The organism is Pseudomonas sp. HOU2 (assembly GCF_040729435.1).
GTDB lineage: Bacteria > Pseudomonadota > Gammaproteobacteria > Pseudomonadales > Pseudomonadaceae > Aquipseudomonas.
In genome coordinates this window covers 1,616,511-1,631,743 of the sequence record NZ_CP160398.1, presented here as the reverse complement: position 1 = coordinate 1,631,743, position 15,233 = coordinate 1,616,511, and the positions used below count along the sequence as shown (strand labels likewise).

The 15,233-nt window shown below is 61.7% G+C and carries 16 protein-coding genes; 6 read left to right on the top strand and 10 right to left on the bottom strand.

Features of this window, described 5'->3' with window-relative positions; all coding sequences use genetic code 11:
* Nucleotides 1-5: 5 nt before the first annotated feature.
* Nucleotides 6-1,004 carry an AraC family transcriptional regulator gene (locus ABV589_RS07305; protein WP_367085414.1) on the bottom strand — a complete coding sequence of 333 codons (999 nt, stop codon included), beginning with the start codon at nucleotides 1,002-1,004 and terminating at the stop codon, nucleotides 6-8.
* 350 nt (nucleotides 1,005-1,354) lie between these two features.
* Between ABV589_RS07305 and ABV589_RS07300 the strand changes: the two genes are divergently transcribed.
* Nucleotides 1,355-2,689 (top strand): dicarboxylate/amino acid:cation symporter, encoded by a 1,335-nt coding sequence (locus ABV589_RS07300; protein ID WP_367085413.1) that lies wholly within the window; start codon nucleotides 1,355-1,357, stop codon nucleotides 2,687-2,689.
* Between the two features lie 255 nt (nucleotides 2,690-2,944).
* The gene (locus tag ABV589_RS07295) at nucleotides 2,945-4,126 is read left to right on the top strand and encodes a CaiB/BaiF CoA-transferase family protein (protein WP_367085412.1); all 1,182 of its coding nucleotides are present in this window, start codon (nucleotides 2,945-2,947) and stop codon (nucleotides 4,124-4,126) included.
* Between the two features lie 134 nt (nucleotides 4,127-4,260).
* Here the strand turns inward: ABV589_RS07295 and ABV589_RS07290 are convergent, their stop codons facing one another.
* Together ABV589_RS07290 and ABV589_RS07285 are read right to left on the bottom strand one after the other, a co-directional pair.
* Nucleotides 4,261-4,755 carry a SprT family zinc-dependent metalloprotease gene (locus ABV589_RS07290; RefSeq protein ID WP_003227192.1) on the bottom strand — a complete coding sequence of 165 codons (495 nt, stop codon included), beginning with the start codon at nucleotides 4,753-4,755 and terminating at the stop codon, nucleotides 4,261-4,263.
* A gap of 148 nt (nucleotides 4,756-4,903) precedes the next feature.
* Nucleotides 4,904-5,506, bottom strand: a complete 603-nt coding sequence (locus ABV589_RS07285; protein WP_053122787.1) for a Yip1 family protein — start codon at nucleotides 5,504-5,506, stop codon at nucleotides 4,904-4,906.
* A 439-nt stretch (nucleotides 5,507-5,945) separates the two neighbouring features.
* Between ABV589_RS07285 and ttcA the strand changes: the two genes are divergently transcribed.
* Nucleotides 5,946-6,770 (top strand): tRNA 2-thiocytidine(32) synthetase TtcA, encoded by an 825-nt coding sequence (ttcA, locus tag ABV589_RS07280; RefSeq protein ID WP_047599702.1) that lies wholly within the window; start codon nucleotides 5,946-5,948, stop codon nucleotides 6,768-6,770.
* A gap of 180 nt (nucleotides 6,771-6,950) precedes the next feature.
* The gene (locus tag ABV589_RS07275; protein WP_367085411.1) at nucleotides 6,951-7,625 is read left to right on the top strand and encodes a DNA-3-methyladenine glycosylase I; all 675 of its coding nucleotides are present in this window, start codon (nucleotides 6,951-6,953) and stop codon (nucleotides 7,623-7,625) included.
* Between the two features lie 113 nt (nucleotides 7,626-7,738).
* Here the strand turns inward: ABV589_RS07275 and ABV589_RS07270 are convergent, their stop codons facing one another.
* The 3 genes from ABV589_RS07270 to arsC are packed head-to-tail and all read right to left on the bottom strand — an operon-like array spanning nucleotide 7,739 to nucleotide 9,113.
* Nucleotides 7,739-8,164 carry a DUF2069 domain-containing protein gene (locus tag ABV589_RS07270; RefSeq protein ID WP_135296356.1) on the bottom strand — a complete coding sequence of 142 codons (426 nt, stop codon included), beginning with the start codon at nucleotides 8,162-8,164 and terminating at the stop codon, nucleotides 7,739-7,741.
* Nucleotides 8,165-8,166: 2 nt separating this feature from the next.
* Complete coding sequence (wrbA, locus tag ABV589_RS07265; protein ID WP_367085410.1) at nucleotides 8,167-8,763, bottom strand: NAD(P)H:quinone oxidoreductase; 597 nt, start codon at nucleotides 8,761-8,763, stop codon at nucleotides 8,167-8,169.
* Nucleotides 8,760-9,113: an arsenate reductase (glutaredoxin) gene (arsC, locus tag ABV589_RS07260; RefSeq protein ID WP_367085409.1), complete on the bottom strand. Its 354-nt coding sequence runs from the start codon at nucleotides 9,111-9,113 to the stop codon at nucleotides 8,760-8,762. The genes wrbA and arsC overlap by 4 nt, the downstream gene beginning before the upstream one ends.
* Nucleotides 9,114-9,227: 114 nt before the next feature.
* On the opposite strand from arsC, the gene ABV589_RS07255 reads away from it, so the two are divergent.
* Nucleotides 9,228-9,695: a TlpA disulfide reductase family protein gene (locus tag ABV589_RS07255; protein WP_367085408.1), complete on the top strand. Its 468-nt coding sequence runs from the start codon at nucleotides 9,228-9,230 to the stop codon at nucleotides 9,693-9,695.
* Between the two features lie 254 nt (nucleotides 9,696-9,949).
* Here ABV589_RS07255 and ABV589_RS07250 read toward each other — a convergent pair whose 3' ends face one another.
* Both ABV589_RS07250 and ABV589_RS07245 read right to left on the bottom strand, forming a co-directional pair.
* Nucleotides 9,950-10,354 carry an META domain-containing protein gene (locus ABV589_RS07250; RefSeq protein WP_007968709.1) on the bottom strand — a complete coding sequence of 135 codons (405 nt, stop codon included), beginning with the start codon at nucleotides 10,352-10,354 and terminating at the stop codon, nucleotides 9,950-9,952.
* Entirely contained in the window at nucleotides 10,354-10,788 is a 435-nt protein-coding gene (locus ABV589_RS07245; RefSeq protein WP_367085407.1) for a hypothetical protein, read from the bottom strand. The genes ABV589_RS07250 and ABV589_RS07245 overlap by 1 nt, the downstream gene beginning before the upstream one ends.
* A 133-nt stretch (nucleotides 10,789-10,921) precedes the next feature.
* On the opposite strand from ABV589_RS07245, the gene ABV589_RS07240 reads away from it, so the two are divergent.
* A complete protein-coding gene (locus ABV589_RS07240) occupies nucleotides 10,922-11,359 on the top strand; it encodes a hypothetical protein (RefSeq protein ID WP_367085406.1) in 438 nt (145 codons plus the stop codon).
* Nucleotides 11,360-11,371: 12 nt separating this feature from the next.
* Here ABV589_RS07240 and ABV589_RS07235 read toward each other — a convergent pair whose 3' ends face one another.
* On the bottom strand, nucleotides 11,372-12,361 hold the full coding sequence (locus ABV589_RS07235) for a 2-hydroxyacid dehydrogenase (protein WP_367085405.1): 990 nt from the start codon (nucleotides 12,359-12,361) through the stop codon (nucleotides 11,372-11,374).
* Nucleotides 12,362-12,444: 83 nt separating this feature from the next.
* On the bottom strand, nucleotides 12,445-15,198 hold the full coding sequence (locus ABV589_RS07230; protein WP_367085404.1) for a response regulator: 2,754 nt from the start codon (nucleotides 15,196-15,198) through the stop codon (nucleotides 12,445-12,447).
* Nucleotides 15,199-15,233: the final 35 nt, after the last annotated feature.

The following is a 15,233-nucleotide window of genomic DNA, read 5'->3' as shown; positions in this document are numbered from 1 at the left end:
ACAGATCACTGCTCCTGCGCCCGATACGCCCCCGGTGTCAGCCCGGTCCATTTTTTGAACGCCCGGTGAAACGCCGACGGCTCGGAAAACCCCAATTGCTCGGCAATCTGTTGCAACGACAGATCTGCCCGTCCCAAGTGATAGATCGCGATGTCTCGGCGCAACTGATCCTTCAATTCCTGAAAACTGCTGCCTTCCTCACGCAAATGCCGACGCAGGGTTTGCGGGCTGATGTGCAACTGCGCGGCCACGGCTTCGAGGTCCGGCCACTGCGCGCTGTCGCGGCTGAGCAAGCGGCGCAGGCGACTGCTGAGGCTGTCGCCGTCGTCCGGGCGTGACAGCAGGTCGGCGGGGGAGCGTTCGAGGAAATGCTTCAGCGTGCGTTCATCCTGTAACAACGGCATGTGCAGATAGCGGCTGTGAAACAGCAGGCTGCTCTGCTGGGCCGAAAACACCAGCGGGCAGGGAAACAGCAGGTCGTACTCGGCACCGTGCGCCGGTTTCGGGTAACTGAAGGTGGCCTGTTCCAGGCGAATGCGCTGGCCGATCAGCCAACTGCCGAGGCGATGCCAGATCACCAGCAGACTCTCGCTGAGAAAGTGATCCGGGTCCCACAACTGCGCATCATCGAGGCTCAGGCGCACCCATTCGTCTTCGCGGCTCAGGCTCAGGCGCGGGGCGTCGGGGAATAGGCTATAAAACAATAAACCGCGTTGCAGTGCCTTCTCCAGGCTGCGGCAGTGGATCAGGGCGTGGCACATCATCGCGAAGCTGCCGGGCTTGCTTGGCGCATTGCCGAAACCCAGGTATTCGTCATCCAGCGCCAGCCACAGGCTCTGGATCAGTTGAGTGAATTGCTCCGGGGCGATGCGCGCCCGCGGTTCATCCAGCAACTCGGGGCTGATGCCCAGTTGCTGCAGCAGCGGCGCATAGTCGAACCCCGAACGGCGAGCGCCACCGAGGGCGGCGCGGGCGAAATGACTGGCGATGGTACGTTCGCGCATAAGCGGCAGATCCTTCCTCAAGCGCCGGATGGTAGCCGGGGCATGCGCAGGGCAACAAGGCGGATTTCCGCCAAATTGTAGGACGAGATCCGCTGAGTTGGCGGAAATCCGCCACACTGGCGTCACCGGGCAGTGACAAAAAATAGTCTGCATCCCCTGATATCAAAAGGCTTGCAGCGAATTGCACCAAAGTGGCACGGCGTTTGCGATAAGAGCGACAGAAGTGTGCGTCTATCCCGCGGGAAAAGCGCCGCTCGAACAACAAATCCCTCCAGTGCAGGAGGGTTCGCAATTCAGGTTCTGCGCTCAACAGATGGATGTTGCCCGCGGGACGCTTGAGGAAACTTGCAATGACGACTCGTCAGCCACTGTACAAATCCCTGTATTTCCAGGTGATCGTCGCAATCATCATCGGTATTGCGCTTGGTCACTACTACCCGCAGTTCGGTGTGGCGGTAAAGCCGCTGGGTGACGGGTTCATCAAGCTGATCAAAATGATCATCGCCCCGATCATCTTCTGCACCGTGGTCAGCGGCATCGCTGGCATGCAAAGCATGAAGTCGGTCGGCAAGACCGGCGGTTACGCACTCCTGTACTTCGAAATCGTTTCGACCATCGCCCTGCTGGTCGGTCTGATCGTGGTCAACATCGTGCAGCCGGGCAACGGCATGCACATCGACGTCAGCACCCTGGACGCCTCGAAAGTCGCGACCTACGTGCAGCAAGGCGCAGACCAGAGCGTAGTCGGCTTCCTGCTCAACGTGATCCCGACCACCATCGTCGGCGCGTTCGCCACCGGTGACATCCTGCAAGTGCTGATGTTCTCGGTGATCTTCGGTTTCGCCCTGCATCGCCTGGGTGACTACGGCCGTCCGATCCTCGACTTCATCGATCGCTTCGCCCACGTGATGTTCAACATCATCAACATGATCATGAAGCTTGCGCCGATCGGTGCCTTCGGTGCGATGGCGTTCACCATCGGTGCCTACGGTGTCGGCTCGCTGGTGCAGCTGGGCCAACTGATGGCCTGCTTCTACATCACTTGCGTGCTGTTCATCCTGATCGTGCTGGGTGCCATCGCTCGCATGCACGGCTTCAGCGTGCTGAAGATGATCCGCTACATCCGTGAAGAACTGCTGATCGTACTGGGTACTTCCTCGTCGGAATCGGTACTGCCACGCATGCTGATCAAGATGGAGCGTCTGGGCGCGAAGAAATCGGTGGTGGGTCTGGTGATCCCGACCGGTTACTCGTTCAACCTCGACGGTACCGCGATCTACCTGACTATGGCTGCGGTGTTCATTGCGCAGGCCACCGACACGCACATGGATATCACGCACCAGATCACTCTGCTGGTGGTATTGCTGCTGTCCTCCAAAGGTGCCGCCGGTGTGACCGGTTCGGGCTTCATCGTGCTGGCCGCCACTCTGTCGGCGGTCGGTCACCTGCCGGTGGCCGGTCTGGCGCTGATTCTGGGTATCGACCGCTTCATGTCCGAAGCCCGCGCCCTGACCAACCTGGTCGGCAACGCCGTCGCGACCATCGTGGTTGCCAAGTGGGTGAAAGAGCTGGATACCGACGTGCTGCAATCCGAGCTGGCTTCGGGCGGTCGCGGTATCGTTGATACCCGTCCGGAAGATGACCTGGGTGTGGCTGAAGGTGCTACTCCAAGCAACGTCAAGTAACTGCATTTGTTAATACCTTGTGGCGAGGGAGCTTGCTCCCGCTGGACTGCGCAGCAGGCCCTCTTTGACGAGCGGGGCCGCTTCGCGCCCCAGCGGGAGCAAGCTCCCTCGCCACAGGTGTCCTGAAAAACCTGCTTTGGCAGGTTTTTTATTGCCTGCGATTTGAGCATTACGGTCACTGCCGCTGATGCATCCGGTGATTGCCGTGCGCGGCAGCGCTGCCTAGGCTGGGTGTATCGCCCTAGGAGATCGCCCATGTCCGCGCCGCTGGCCTCACTGAAGATTCTGGATTTCTCGACCCTGCTGCCGGGGCCGTTCGCCTCGCTGTTGCTGGCGGACATGGGCGCCGAAGTCCTGCGCATCGAATCGCCGACGCGCATGGACCTGCTGCGGGTATTGCCGCCCCACGATCAGGGCATGTCCGCCAGCCACGCTTACCTCAACCGTAACAAGCGCAGCCTAGCGCTGGATCTCAAGCAGCCGGAGGCGCTGGAGGTGGTCAGGCAGTTGCTGGCCGACTACGACATCGTGCTCGAGCAGTTTCGTCCCGGTGTGATGGAGCGTCTGGGCCTGGGGTACGAGGCGCTGAAGGCGATCAACCCGAAACTGATTTACGTGTCGATCACCGGCTACGGCCAGACCGGGCCGTACATGGATCGCGCCGGGCATGACATCAACTACCTCGCACTGGCCGGGCTCTCCAGCTACACCGGTCGTGCCGACAGCGGGCCGTTGCCGCTGGGCATGCAGGTGGCGGATATCGCAGGTGGTTCGCTGCATGGGGTGATCGGCCTGCTGGCGGCGGTCATCGCCCGGCAGCAGAGCGGGCAGGGCACGCACCTGGACGTGAGCATGACCGATTGCGCCTTCAGCCTGAACGCCATGGCTGGCGCCGGGTATCTGGCCTGTGGCGAGGAGCCGCACTGGGAAGAGCAGATGCTCAATGGCGGCAGCTTCTACGACTACTACCGCACTCGCGACGGGCGCTGGTTGTCGGTGGGCAGTCTGGAACCGGGGTTCATGCAGCAACTGTGTTCGGCGTTGGGCCGGCCGGAGCTGGCGGCGCAGGGCTTGTCGCCAAAACCCGAGCAGCAACGGTTATTGAAGGACGCGCTGAAAGTTGAATTCGAGAAACACGATTTTGCCGAACTGTGCGAGCTGTTCGCCGGGGTTGATGCTTGTGTCGAGCCGGTGCTGAACCTGAGCGAGGCGCTGCAGCATCCGCAGTTGCAGGCGCGGGAACTGGTGACTCAGGTGCCGCGTGGCGATGGCACGACCCAGGCGCAGATTGCCTGTCCGTTGAAGTTTTCCGAGGCGCTGCCGGCGCCGCGGCATGTCGGGGCGGGGTTGGGGCAGCATACGGAGCAGGTCTTGGGGGAGTTGGGGTTTGGTGCTGAGCGGATTGCCGAGTTGCGGCGTGCCAAGGTGATTCTCTAGCGTCTGTACCGACCTCTTCGCTGGCAAGCCAGCTCCCACAGTTTTTCGGGGTGTTCACAGACTCTGTGTACGACACAAAACCTGTGGGAGCTGGCTTGCCAGCGATGAGGCCCTCCAATGCAGCAACGAACCTGCTATTCGACGCGCATCTCACCACTGAACACCAAGGTGTTGCGACAACGCCGGCACAAATACCGCCGCCCCTGCCTTACCAGGCTATGACGCTGCGCCGAAAACGGAAAATCACTGTCGGCGCACGGGCATTTGTAGATGTAGCGGGTCACGCTGCGGCGTTTGATTGCGTAGGTGTGGCAGCGATCCGGCGGCAGCTCGTAAACCCCACGCATGATCAGTTGCCACTCCTCGCCGTGGGGCTGGATGCGGTCGCCGAACAGTTGATGGGCGATCAGGTGCGCGACTTCGTGGGCCACGGTCTGCTTGAGGAAGTGTTCGGTGTTTTCCCGGTACAGCTGCGGGTTGAAGCGCAGCAGGTTCTCGTGCAGATGCGCAACACCGGCTTTTTGCCCGCGCAGCTTGAGGCTGACGACGGGGCGTTGGAAATGACGTTTGAAAAAGGCTTCAGCGAGTTGGTAACAGTCTTCGACGCGGGTATTGAGTTGCTCGGGCATGCTTGATGGATCTCCAGAGGCGTCGAGTATGCCGCAACCTCCCGGACTTGCGAATCGCTGACCTGCCGAATGGTCATCCTGCATACGAGAAGGCCGCCTTGCGGCGGCCTGTATTGGCAGATCTTGTTTTTCTCGGGGTTGAAGCCTGTCAGTTGGTGTACACCGGCCCCACGCCGAGGCCCCAGACAATCACGGTGAACGCCATGATGGCCACCAGCACCACCAGACCCACCGCCAGCACCGAGCTGGAAAACAGGAAGCCTTCGTCCGACGGAATGTTCATGAACGTCGGCAGCCCCACGTAGAGCAGGTACACCGTGTAGCAGATGGCCGCCGTGCCGACGATCATCCCCAGCCACATGTGCGGATACAGCGCCGCCAGCCCGCCGACGAACAACGGCGTCGCGGTGTAGGTAGCGAAGGCCACGCAACGGGCCAGGCTCGGATTGGCGTCGTAGGTGCGCGCCATCCAGTGCACGAAGGCGCCCATCACCGCGACCCCGCCGAGCATCGCCAGGTACGACATCACCGTCATCCAGATCGCACTTTCGACGGTGAGCATCACCGGCGCGCGGTTGCCGATCACCCAGCCGACCTGCGTGGTGCCGATAAACGCCGAAATCGCCGGAATCGCCGCCAGAATCAGCGTGTGCGTCAGGTACATGTGGCTGATGCTTTCCTCTTGGTCGCCACGGATTTCCTTCCATTCCTGATCGGGGTGGGTAAAAAGTCCCACTACGTGATGGATCATGCCAGTCACTCCTCTTGTTATTGCCATCGCCCCCCAGCGGAGCGCCTACGGGCCAAGGTGGCCGAGCAAATTCAGGTCTTCAGATGTGTGCGACCTTATGTCGCAGTATAGAAAGGACTTAACCGCACAGGGACTAGGGGCTTAGAGCAAATCGCGCTGTAAACAGGGGGCGTAATCGCGGCAGGGTCTTGCACATTTGAGGCCGGATCACTTCTGTGGCGAGGGAGCTTGCTCCCGCTCGGCTGCGCAGCAGTCGCCCATCCTTCCGGTTCGGTGTGTCAGGAAAATAGCGGGTGCGGGTTTGGAGGCGCTTTGCACCTCAGCGGGAGCAAGCTCCCTCGCCACAGGGGAGGTGAGTCAATGCGACCGCGGCCCTTCGCCCCCGGTGGGTTTTTGCGTAAAATGCCCGCCTTTCGTCACACCTCACGGATTTCGCGTCATGGGCACTCTTACGGTCAACCAGAACAAACTGCAAAAGCGCCTGCGCCGCCTGGCCGGCGAAGCGGTCGCCGATTTCAACATGATCGAAGACGGCGACAAGGTCATGGTCTGCCTGTCCGGGGGCAAGGACAGTTACACCATGCTCGACGTGCTGCTGCACCTGCAGAAGGTTGCACCGATCAAGTTCGACATCGTCGCGGTGAACATGGACCAGAAGCAACCGGGCTTCCCCGAGCACGTGTTGCCGGCCTACCTGAAAGAGCTGGGCGTCGAGTACCACATCGTCGAGAAAGACACCTACTCGGTGGTCAAGGAACTGGTGCCGGAAGGCAAGACCACCTGCTCGCTGTGCTCGCGTCTGCGTCGCGGCACGCTGTACACCTTTGCTGACGAAATCGGCGCGACCAAAATGGCCCTCGGTCACCACCGTGACGACATCGTCGAGACGTTCTTCCTCAACATGTTCTTCAACGGCACCCTCAAGGCGATGCCGCCCAAGCTGCGCGCCGATGACGGGCGCAACGTGGTGATCCGTCCGCTGGCCTACTGCAACGAGAAAGACATCCAGGCCTACTCGGACTTCAAGGCATTCCCGATCATCCCGTGCAACCTCTGCGGTTCGCAGGAAAACCTGCAGCGTCAGGTGGTCAAGGAAATGCTTCAGGACTGGGAGCGCAAGACTCCGGGCCGAACTGAGAGCATCTTCCGCAGTCTGCAGAACGTGGTGCCGTCGCAACTGGCCGACCGCAACCTGTTCGACTTCACCAGCCTGAAGATCGACGAGACGGCGGCTTCGCGCTTTGTCAACGTGGTCAATCTGTAAGCACAATCATTGTGGGAGTGAGCCCTGTGGTGAGGGGATTTATCCCCGATGAGGAGCGAAGCTCCCCAGAAAAGCTGGGGCCGCTGCGCAGCCCATCGGGGCGGTGCGACGTTTCGCTAAATCCCCTCACCACAGGGCCGCTCCCACATTGGTTTTTTGTTTTATTCATTAGGAGAGGGCATGCGCGATTACAAGTGGCTGCACGAATACTGTCTGAACCGCTTCGGTTCGGCGGCTGAACTGGAAGCCCATCTGCCCGTTCCCAAAATTCCCGCGCAACTGCGCAAGATCAGCGACGATCGCTACCTCTCGACCATGGCCCTGCGCGTGTTCCGCGCCGGACTCAAGCACAGTCTGGTGGACGCCAAGTGGCCGGCCTTCGAAGAAGTGTTCTTCAAGTTCGACCCGGAAAAAGTCGTGCTGATGAGCGCCGAACACCTCGAACGCCTGATGCAGGATGCGCGGATCATTCGTCACCTGGGCAAGCTCAAGAGCGTGCCGCGCAATGCGCAGTTCATCCTTGATGTCGAGAAGGAGAAGGGCAGTTTCGGCGCGCTGATCGCCGACTGGCCGGTGACCGATATCGTCGGTCTGTGGACCTATCTGAAAAAGCACGGAAGTCAGTTGGGCGGGCTGTCGGCACCACGCTTCTTGCGCATGGTCGGCAAGGACACCTTCGTGCCGAGTTACGACGTGGTCGCCGCGCTGAATGCACAGAAGATCGTCGACAAGGTGCCGACCAGTCTGCGCGATCTGGCGATTGTGCAGAACGCTTTCAACCAGTGGCATGAACAGAGTGGCGGTCGGCCGATGAGCCAGATTTCGATGATGCTGGCGTACACCGTCAATCACTGACATCGAGTCGCTTCAATCGCTGGCAAGCCAGCTCCCACAGGATCCTTGTTGAATCACAATTCTGTGATCGACACAAAAACTGTGGGAGCTGGCTTGCCAGCGATAGCGATCTGTCAAGCGACGGAAATCTCGCCCTCGCCAGCCAGCTTGCGATTCAACTGATACCGCCACCGCACATACAGCAGCGCCGAGCAGAACAGCGCCAGGCTCGCGGCCATCTCCAGCACGCCAAACAGCTGTCGGTTCGGGTCATACGCCGCCAATGCGCCCTTGATGAAATACAGATTCACCACAAAACACATCCACGAGTGCGCACGCGCGTTGCCCATCAGCATCCCCGGCGCAAGGATCAGCCACGGGATCAGCTCGACCAGCAGGATCACCCAAGGTCGGGCGCCATGCAGGTCGGCGAACACCAGGTAGTAAGCGGCAAGCAGCCCGGCGAGGCCGAAGAAGCACAACAGGCTGACGATCCGCATCGCCTTGACGCGGGGTTCGAGCCACTCGACGGAGGGCAGGACTTTCGGCTTCTTCGCCACGCTCAACCCTCCAGTTTTTGCGCGGTTTTCGCCAGGCGTGCGCCGAGTGCGCGACACAGCGCCATCTCGTGTTGATCGAGACCTTTTTTGCCATCGGCCCCGGCGTGGTGGCTGGCGCCATACGGCGTGCCGCCGCCCTGGGTTTCCAGCAGTGCCGATTCGCTGTACGGCAGGCCGGTGATCAGCATGCCGTGGTGCAACAGCGGCAGCATCATCGACAGCAGGGTGGTTTCCTGGCCGCCGTGCAGGCTGGCGGTGGAGGTGAACACGCCGGCCGGTTTGCCGACCAGCGCACCGGTCAGCCACAGGTTGCTGGTGCCGTCGAGGAAGTACTTCAGCGGTGCAGCCATGTTGCCGAAGCGGGTCGGGCTGCCAAGAGCGAGGCCGGCGCAGTTCTTCAGATCATCGAGGGTGGCGTACAGCGCACCTTCGTCGGGGATATCCGGGGAGACCGCTTCGCACTCGGTGGAGATTGCCGGCACGGTACGCAGGCGTGCTTCGAGGCCGGCCTGTTCGACCCCTCGGGCAATCTGCCGCGCCATTTCGTTGGTCGAGCCGCTGCGGCTGTAATAAAGAACCAGAATGTACGGCGAGCTCACGGCAACAACTCCAGCACATTTTCCGGCGGACGACCGATCACGGCTTTGTCGCCGACTTCAAGAATTGGCCGTTCCATCAGTTTTGGGTGCTGAGCGATGGCGTCGATCAATTGCGCTTCGCTGAGGCTCTCGTCAGCCAGCTGAAGCATTTTGTATTCATCTTCTCCGCTGCGCAGCAGTTGCCGTGCACTGATGCCCAGCTTGCCGAGCAAGGCCTTGATCTGCGCGGCGTTCAGCGGCGTTTCCAGGTAACGCACCACGTTCGGGGTCAGGCCACGGGCCTCAAGAAGTTCCAGCGCGCCGCGGGATTTCGAGCAGCGCGGATTGTGATAAAGCGTCAGATCGGTCATGGCGGGTCGCTTCTGGCGTAAAGTGGCGGCTATTCTAACTGTGCAGCGCGCAATCCAGAACCTTCAGAGGCGATGGGTCGCAGGCGCCTTCAATTTTTGACCAGGGAACATGACATGACACGGCGATTGGCAGCGGCATTGACGATAATCGGGGCGTTGATGCTGGGGGGCTGCGGCAACGACTACGGCATTGACCAGAACGGTCAGAAAGTCGCGTCCGAGCGTCTGGACAAGCAATGGGTAGTGCTCAATTACTGGGCCGAGTGGTGCGGCCCGTGCCGCACGGAAATTCCCGAGCTCAATCATCTGGCCGACGAACTGAAGGGCAACAACATCGGCGTGTTCGGGGTCAACTTCGACAACGTCCAGGGTGAAGACCTGAAAAGCGCCAGCGAGAAACTGGGCATCAAGTTCACCGTGCTGGCGCAGGATCCGGCCGACCTGTTCGACCTGCCGCGCAGTGAAGCCCTGCCGGTGACCTACATCATCGACAACAAGGGCAAGGTGCGCGAACAGTTGATGGGCGAGCAGACGGCGGCGGGGGTGATGGCCAAGCTTGAGGCGTTACAGGCGACAAAATGAGCTGAATGGGCTTTTGTGGCGAGGGAGCTTGCTCCCGCTGGGCGGCGAAGCAGCCCCAAACCCTGCTGACTCGGTGTCTGTGACAACGTGCGGTTGACGATTTTGCGACTGCTGCGCAGTCGAGCGGGAGCAAGCTCCCTCGCCACAGTAAATGGCGTTCAGAAAAAAGATCGCAGCCTGCGGCAGCTCCTACAGGTGTACTCATGACCTTGTAGGAGCTGCCGCAGGCTGCGATCTTTTCTGTGGCTGAACGATCAGCCCTCTTCCAGCCACCAGCGCAGCGGCTTGCCTTCGGCCGGCCAGAAGCGCATCTGTTCGATCGGCGAGATGTCCCAGCGCTCGACACCTTGCAGCGCCTGCAGGAAGCGTTGTTCTTGCTCCATCAGCGCCGGCGCGCAGAGTTTGCGGGTCTTGCCGATCGGGCCGAAGCTCAGCTTGTCGCCGTCGAGGGTGTACGGTGCGAACCAGTGGTTGCAGCCGCCATTGCCATACGCGCGGCCATCGTCGCCGAGGGTCACGGTCAGATGGCTGTAATCCATCAATGGCCGCTCGCCGATCCATTCCAGAATGTAGCTGCGGTTCTGCTGCAATTGCACCGGCTCTGCGGCGCAGCCCACCAGAGCGGCACCGACCAGCAGCGGCAGGGCAAGGCGTTTCATCACGCAGGCTCCTGACATTTCGGGCACAGATGCTTGTCGCCGACGGCTTTCCAGCCCAGCTCGGCGATGCGCGCCGTGGCGGCCGGTTTCTCGGCGGTCTTGCCCAGCTTGGCGTCCACGGCGAACTCGAAGTTCAGCTCTTTGGCGCAGCTGTCGCAGTTGACCTGCCAGGTGTGGATCGCCAGTTCACCGAACACCGGGCCGGTGGTCACCGCGGTCCATTGGCCCGGCGGATTGATCAGGTGGCGCACGGAGTCGACGGTCAGGCGCATGGACAAGTCCTTGCTGCCTTTGAGGGTGACCAACAGGACGTCACCGTTGCGGATCGAGCCACCGTTGCCGGTGACCTGATAGCGGCCCGGTACGAGGGCGCGGCATTCGGTGAGGGTGTGTTGCGGGTTCATCAGGGTGTAGCGGAAATCGTGTTCGACCATGGGTCCTCCAAATCTGCGCGACATGCTAGCACGGGCTGGATTACAGGATGGCGTACGTGTGCGACCTTCGATCCGGTTCAAATCGGCTGGCGCTCATGGCAAACTGCCGCCCTTCACTCTGAGGGAACGGAACATGGCGCTGATCGAATGTTATGAATGCAAGCGGAGCATCAGCTCTGAAGTCAAGGCGTGCATTCATTGTGGTGCTCCGATGGCGCAGCAGCCCCCGCATACACCGGCGCAAGCCGCCGCGACAATTTCATTTGGCAGCCTGCCGCGCAACAAATCCGTGCCCGAGGCGTTTATCCCGCCAGCAGCCCCTGAGCCCGCGCCGCGAGTTTCACCGGCGGCGGTCGGTCGCCGCCGTCGGCAACCGGAACCCGCACCTCAACTTCAAGCCAACGCCGACGGTTCGCGGCTGGTGGAAGGCTGGTTGAAAATCATGGTGTTTCTGTTGCCGATGGTCTTTGTCTGGTTCCTGCTGCGTAACGGCCACTCGATGAAGCAGCGCTTTTTCGGTTTTGGCTGGCTGGCGCTGTTGATCCTGGCTTCTTCGCTGTCGCCGAAGTAAACCGGCAAGCCTTCAACCTTCGACCTGGTTCTGCGGCGCGCCTGCGGCCCAGGTCGCGATGTTGTGCAGGGTGGTCGCGGCAATTGCGCCCAGCGCCTCGTGGGTCAGAAACGCCTGATGCGCGGTGATGATCACATTCGGGAAGGTCAGCAGCCGCGCCAGCACGTCATCCTGCAACGGCAAGTCGCTGCGATCCTCGAAAAACAGCTGCGCCTCCTCTTCATACACATCTAGTCCCAGATAGCCCAGCTGGCCGTCCTTCAAGGCGTCGATCAGCGCCGGCGTGTCCACCAGGCCGCCGCGGCCGGTGTTGATCAGCATCGCCCCCGGTTGCAGGTGTGCCAGTGACTCGCGGTTGATCAAGTGTTTGCTCTGGGCGTTGAGCGGGCAGTGCAGGCTGATGATCCGTGACTGCGCGAGCAGCTCCGGCAGACTCAGGTAACGTGCGCCCAAGGCCACCACCTCGGGGTTTGGATACGGGTCGTAGGCCAGCAATTCACAACCGAAACCGTGCATGATTTTCGCGAACGTCGCGCCGATCTGCCCGGTGCCGACAATCCCCACGGTTTTGCCCACCAGATCGAAACCGGTCAGGCCGTGCAGGGTGAAATCGCCTTCGCGGGTGCGGTTGTAGGCGCGGTGCAGGCGCCGGTTGAGCGCCAGAATCAGCGCCACCGCATGTTCGGCCACCGCATGCGGCGAGTAGGCCGGGACCCGCACCACGGCCAGCCCGAGGCGTTTCGCGGCGAGCAGGTCGACATGGTTGTAGCCCGCCGAACGCAGGGCGATCAGCCGCGTGCCACCGGCGGCAAGGCGCTCCAGCACCGGCGCACTGAGGTCATCGTTGATGAAGGCGCAGACCACCTCATGCTGGTCGGCCAAAGCAGCGGTGTCGAGACTGAGCCGGGCCGGCTGAAAGTGCAATTCTATCCCGGCCGGACAGGCGGCGGCGAGGAAGCTGTCGCGGTCGTAGGTCTGGCTGCTGAAAACGAGCGTGCGCATGAATTCCTCCTGGAACGGGGTGGCGAGTCAGCGTTGACGGCCACCACTTTAACGGCGGATGCCGTTGCCGGCATTGCCGTGGATCAGGCGCTGATCCTGGCTTGGGTCGCGAGGCGATTGATCGCCCGCTCCAGCTCTTCCAGCGCCGCCACGGCTTTGGGATCGCCCTGTTTGAGCAGGGTTTCACTGCGCTGACAGGCCGCGCGTAATTGTGGGACGCCGCAATACCGGGTCGCGCCGTGCAGGCGATGCACGCGCTCGATCAATGCGTTCTGATCACGCGCTTCACTGGCGGCGCGAATCGCTTCGCGGTCGGCTTCCAGCGAGGCGAGCAGCATGGCCAACATGTCCGCCGCCAGATCGGCCTTGCCGGCGGCCAGACGCAGGCCTTCTTCGTGGTCGAGCACCGGCAACTCATTGGCGCCCGCCGCGCTGTCGCTGGCCCGCTCCGTCCCCTGATTGCGCAAGGCCAGACCGGTCCATTTCAGCACCACTTGCGCCAGTTGCCGTTCGCTGATCGGTTTGGTCAGGTAGTCATCCATGCCGCTTTGCAGCAGGGCGCGTTTTTCGTTGGCCATGGCATGAGCGGTGAGGGCGACGATCGGCAGCGGCGTGCAATGCCGTTCGCTTTCCCACTGGCGGATGGTTTCGGTGGTCTGGCGTCCGTCCATGCCCGGCATCTGCACGTCCATCAGCACCAGATCGAAGGACTCGCTCTGCACCGCTTTGACCGCCGCGTAGCCGCTTTCCACCGCAAGCACCTTGGCGCCCATGTCTTCGAGCAGGGTCTGCACCAGCAACAGGTTGGCCGGGTTGTCGTCGACGCACAGCACTTTCGGTGCGCGACTCGACAGCGGTTCGCCCGGCTCGTTGCGCGGCTGGCGCGGATTGGCCAGATCCGCCAGCGCCCGACGCAATTTGCGCGTGCAGGCCGGTTTGGCCTGCAGCTGGCTGTGTGGGTTGGGCACCGAGAGATGGAACAGCGTCTGTTCGGTGGTCGGGCACAGCACCAGCACTTTGCAACCCAGGTGTTCCAGATCCCAGATGTGCTGGTTCAGGCGCTCCGGGAGCATGTCGTTGCTGGTGATGCCGAGCACCGCAAGGTCGATGGCCTGATCGGTCTGGTGCGCGCCGGTGACACCGTTGGTCAGGCTCTCCAGCGTATTGAACGGCGTGACGTCGAGGCCGCAGTCTTCCAGTTGATGCTGCAACGCCTGACGCGCCAGTTCGTGATTTTCCAGCACCGCCACACGCCGTCCGAGCAGCGGCGGCGCTGGCAGGTCTTCGCTGTCGTCGCGGGCTTTCGGCAGGCTCAGGCTGATCCAGAACTCCGAGCCTTCGCCCGGGGTGCTGTCGACGCCGATTTCGCCGCCCATCTGTTCGATCAGGCGCTTGGAAATCACCAGCCCCAGACCGGTGCCGCCGGGCTGGCGCGACAGCGAGTTGTCGGCCTGACTGAAGGCCTGGAACAACGCGCGCACATCCTGACTCGACAGGCCGATGCCGGTGTCCTGAATGCTGATGCGCAACTGCACGCTGTCTTCATGCTCTTCTTCAAGCATGGCGCGGGCGACGATGGTGCCTTCGCGGGTGAATTTGATCGCATTGCTGACCAGGTTGGTGAGGATCTGTTTCAGGCGCAGCGGATCGCCGACCAGCGACAGCGGCGTGTCGCGATAGACCAGACTCACCAGCTCCAACTGCTTGGCGTGGGCCGCCGGCGCCAGAATCGTCAGAGTGTCCTGCAACAGGTCGCGCAGGTTGAACGGGATATGGTCGAGCACCAGTTTGCCGGCCTCGATCTTCGAGAAGTCGAGGATCTCGTTGATGATCCCGAGCAGGCTGTCGGCAGACTTTTCGATAGTGCCCAGATAGTCGAGCTGGCGCGGCGTCAATTCGCTTTTCTGCAACAGATGCGTGAAACCGAGAATGCCGTTGAGCGGGGTGCGGATCTCGTGGCTCATGTTGGCGAGGAACTCGGATTTGATCCGGCTCGCTTCCAGTGCCTCTTTGCGCGCAAGATCCAGTTCGATGTTCTGGATCTCGATGGTTTCCAGATTCTGCCGCACGTCTTCGGTGGCCTGATCGACGCTGTGCTGCAGTTCTTCGCGAGCGTTCTGCAAGGTGCCGGCCATGCGGTTGATGCCCGAGGCCAACTCGTCCAGTTCCTGACTGCCGAGCGGTGGCAGGCGGGTTTCCAGATGACCGTCCTTGAGCTGGGCGACCGCGTGTTTGATCTGGCTCAGCGGGCGATTGATGGTGCGGCCCATGCGCAACGCGAGCAGGGCCGCGCCGGCCAGGCCAGCGGCGATCAGCAAAAGGCTGGCAAACAGGCTGCGATAACCGCGCAGCAGCATGCCGTTGTGCGACAGCTCCAGTTCGACCCAGCCGAGCAGGCGCTCGGACTCTTGCGGGATGACGTCGCCGGCAAGGTTGCGATGCTTGCCGAATACCGGCATCAGATAGCGGGTGGCGTCATTGCCGCTGCGCCGTTGCAGTTGTGCACTGTCGCCGCTAGGCGCCTGATTGAGCATGGTCGGGCCGGCGTGCGCCAGCGGTGTGCGGTCGGGGGCGAGGAAGGTGACGGCGCGCACGTCGGGTTGTTCGAGGGACTGGGTGGCGATGCGTTCCAGCAAATCGGTGTTGCCGTGGCCCATGGCGGGCGCCACCAGCGGCGCCAGTTGCTCGGCGATCATTTCACCGCGCTGCATCAGTTGGGTCTGCAGATCGGACTGTTGCATCCAGGTGAAATAGCCCCCGAGGACCAACGCCATCAGGCTGGTCGGCAACAGGGTCAGCAACAATACGCGACCTTTGATTCCCAGTTTCTTGAGCACACCCATCTCCTGCATCCCGCTGAACTGTTGACTCG

Coding starts and splice junctions, on each gene's coding strand:
- ABV589_RS07275 (WP_367085411.1), top strand. CDS start 6,951: ATGCGCGATTACAAGTGGCTGCACGAATACTGTCTGAACCGCTTCGGT.
- ABV589_RS07300 (WP_367085413.1), top strand. CDS start 1,355: ATGACGACTCGTCAGCCACTGTACAAATCCCTGTATTTCCAGGTGATC.
- ABV589_RS07295 (WP_367085412.1), top strand. CDS start 2,945: ATGTCCGCGCCGCTGGCCTCACTGAAGATTCTGGATTTCTCGACCCTG.
- ABV589_RS07240 (WP_367085406.1), top strand. CDS start 10,922: ATGGCGCTGATCGAATGTTATGAATGCAAGCGGAGCATCAGCTCTGAA.
- ttcA (WP_047599702.1), top strand. CDS start 5,946: ATGGGCACTCTTACGGTCAACCAGAACAAACTGCAAAAGCGCCTGCGC.
- ABV589_RS07290 (WP_003227192.1), bottom strand. CDS start 4,755: ATGCCCGAGCAACTCAATACCCGCGTCGAAGACTGTTACCAACTCGCT.
- ABV589_RS07305 (WP_367085414.1), bottom strand. CDS start 1,004: ATGCGCGAACGTACCATCGCCAGTCATTTCGCCCGCGCCGCCCTCGGT.
- ABV589_RS07285 (WP_053122787.1), bottom strand. CDS start 5,506: ATGATCCATCACGTAGTGGGACTTTTTACCCACCCCGATCAGGAATGG.
- arsC (WP_367085409.1), bottom strand. CDS start 9,113: ATGACCGATCTGACGCTTTATCACAATCCGCGCTGCTCGAAATCCCGC.
- ABV589_RS07245 (WP_367085407.1), bottom strand. CDS start 10,788: ATGGTCGAACACGATTTCCGCTACACCCTGATGAACCCGCAACACACC.
- ABV589_RS07250 (WP_007968709.1), bottom strand. CDS start 10,354: ATGAAACGCCTTGCCCTGCCGCTGCTGGTCGGTGCCGCTCTGGTGGGC.
- ABV589_RS07255 (WP_367085408.1), top strand. CDS start 9,228: ATGACACGGCGATTGGCAGCGGCATTGACGATAATCGGGGCGTTGATG.
- ABV589_RS07235 (WP_367085405.1), bottom strand. CDS start 12,361: ATGCGCACGCTCGTTTTCAGCAGCCAGACCTACGACCGCGACAGCTTC.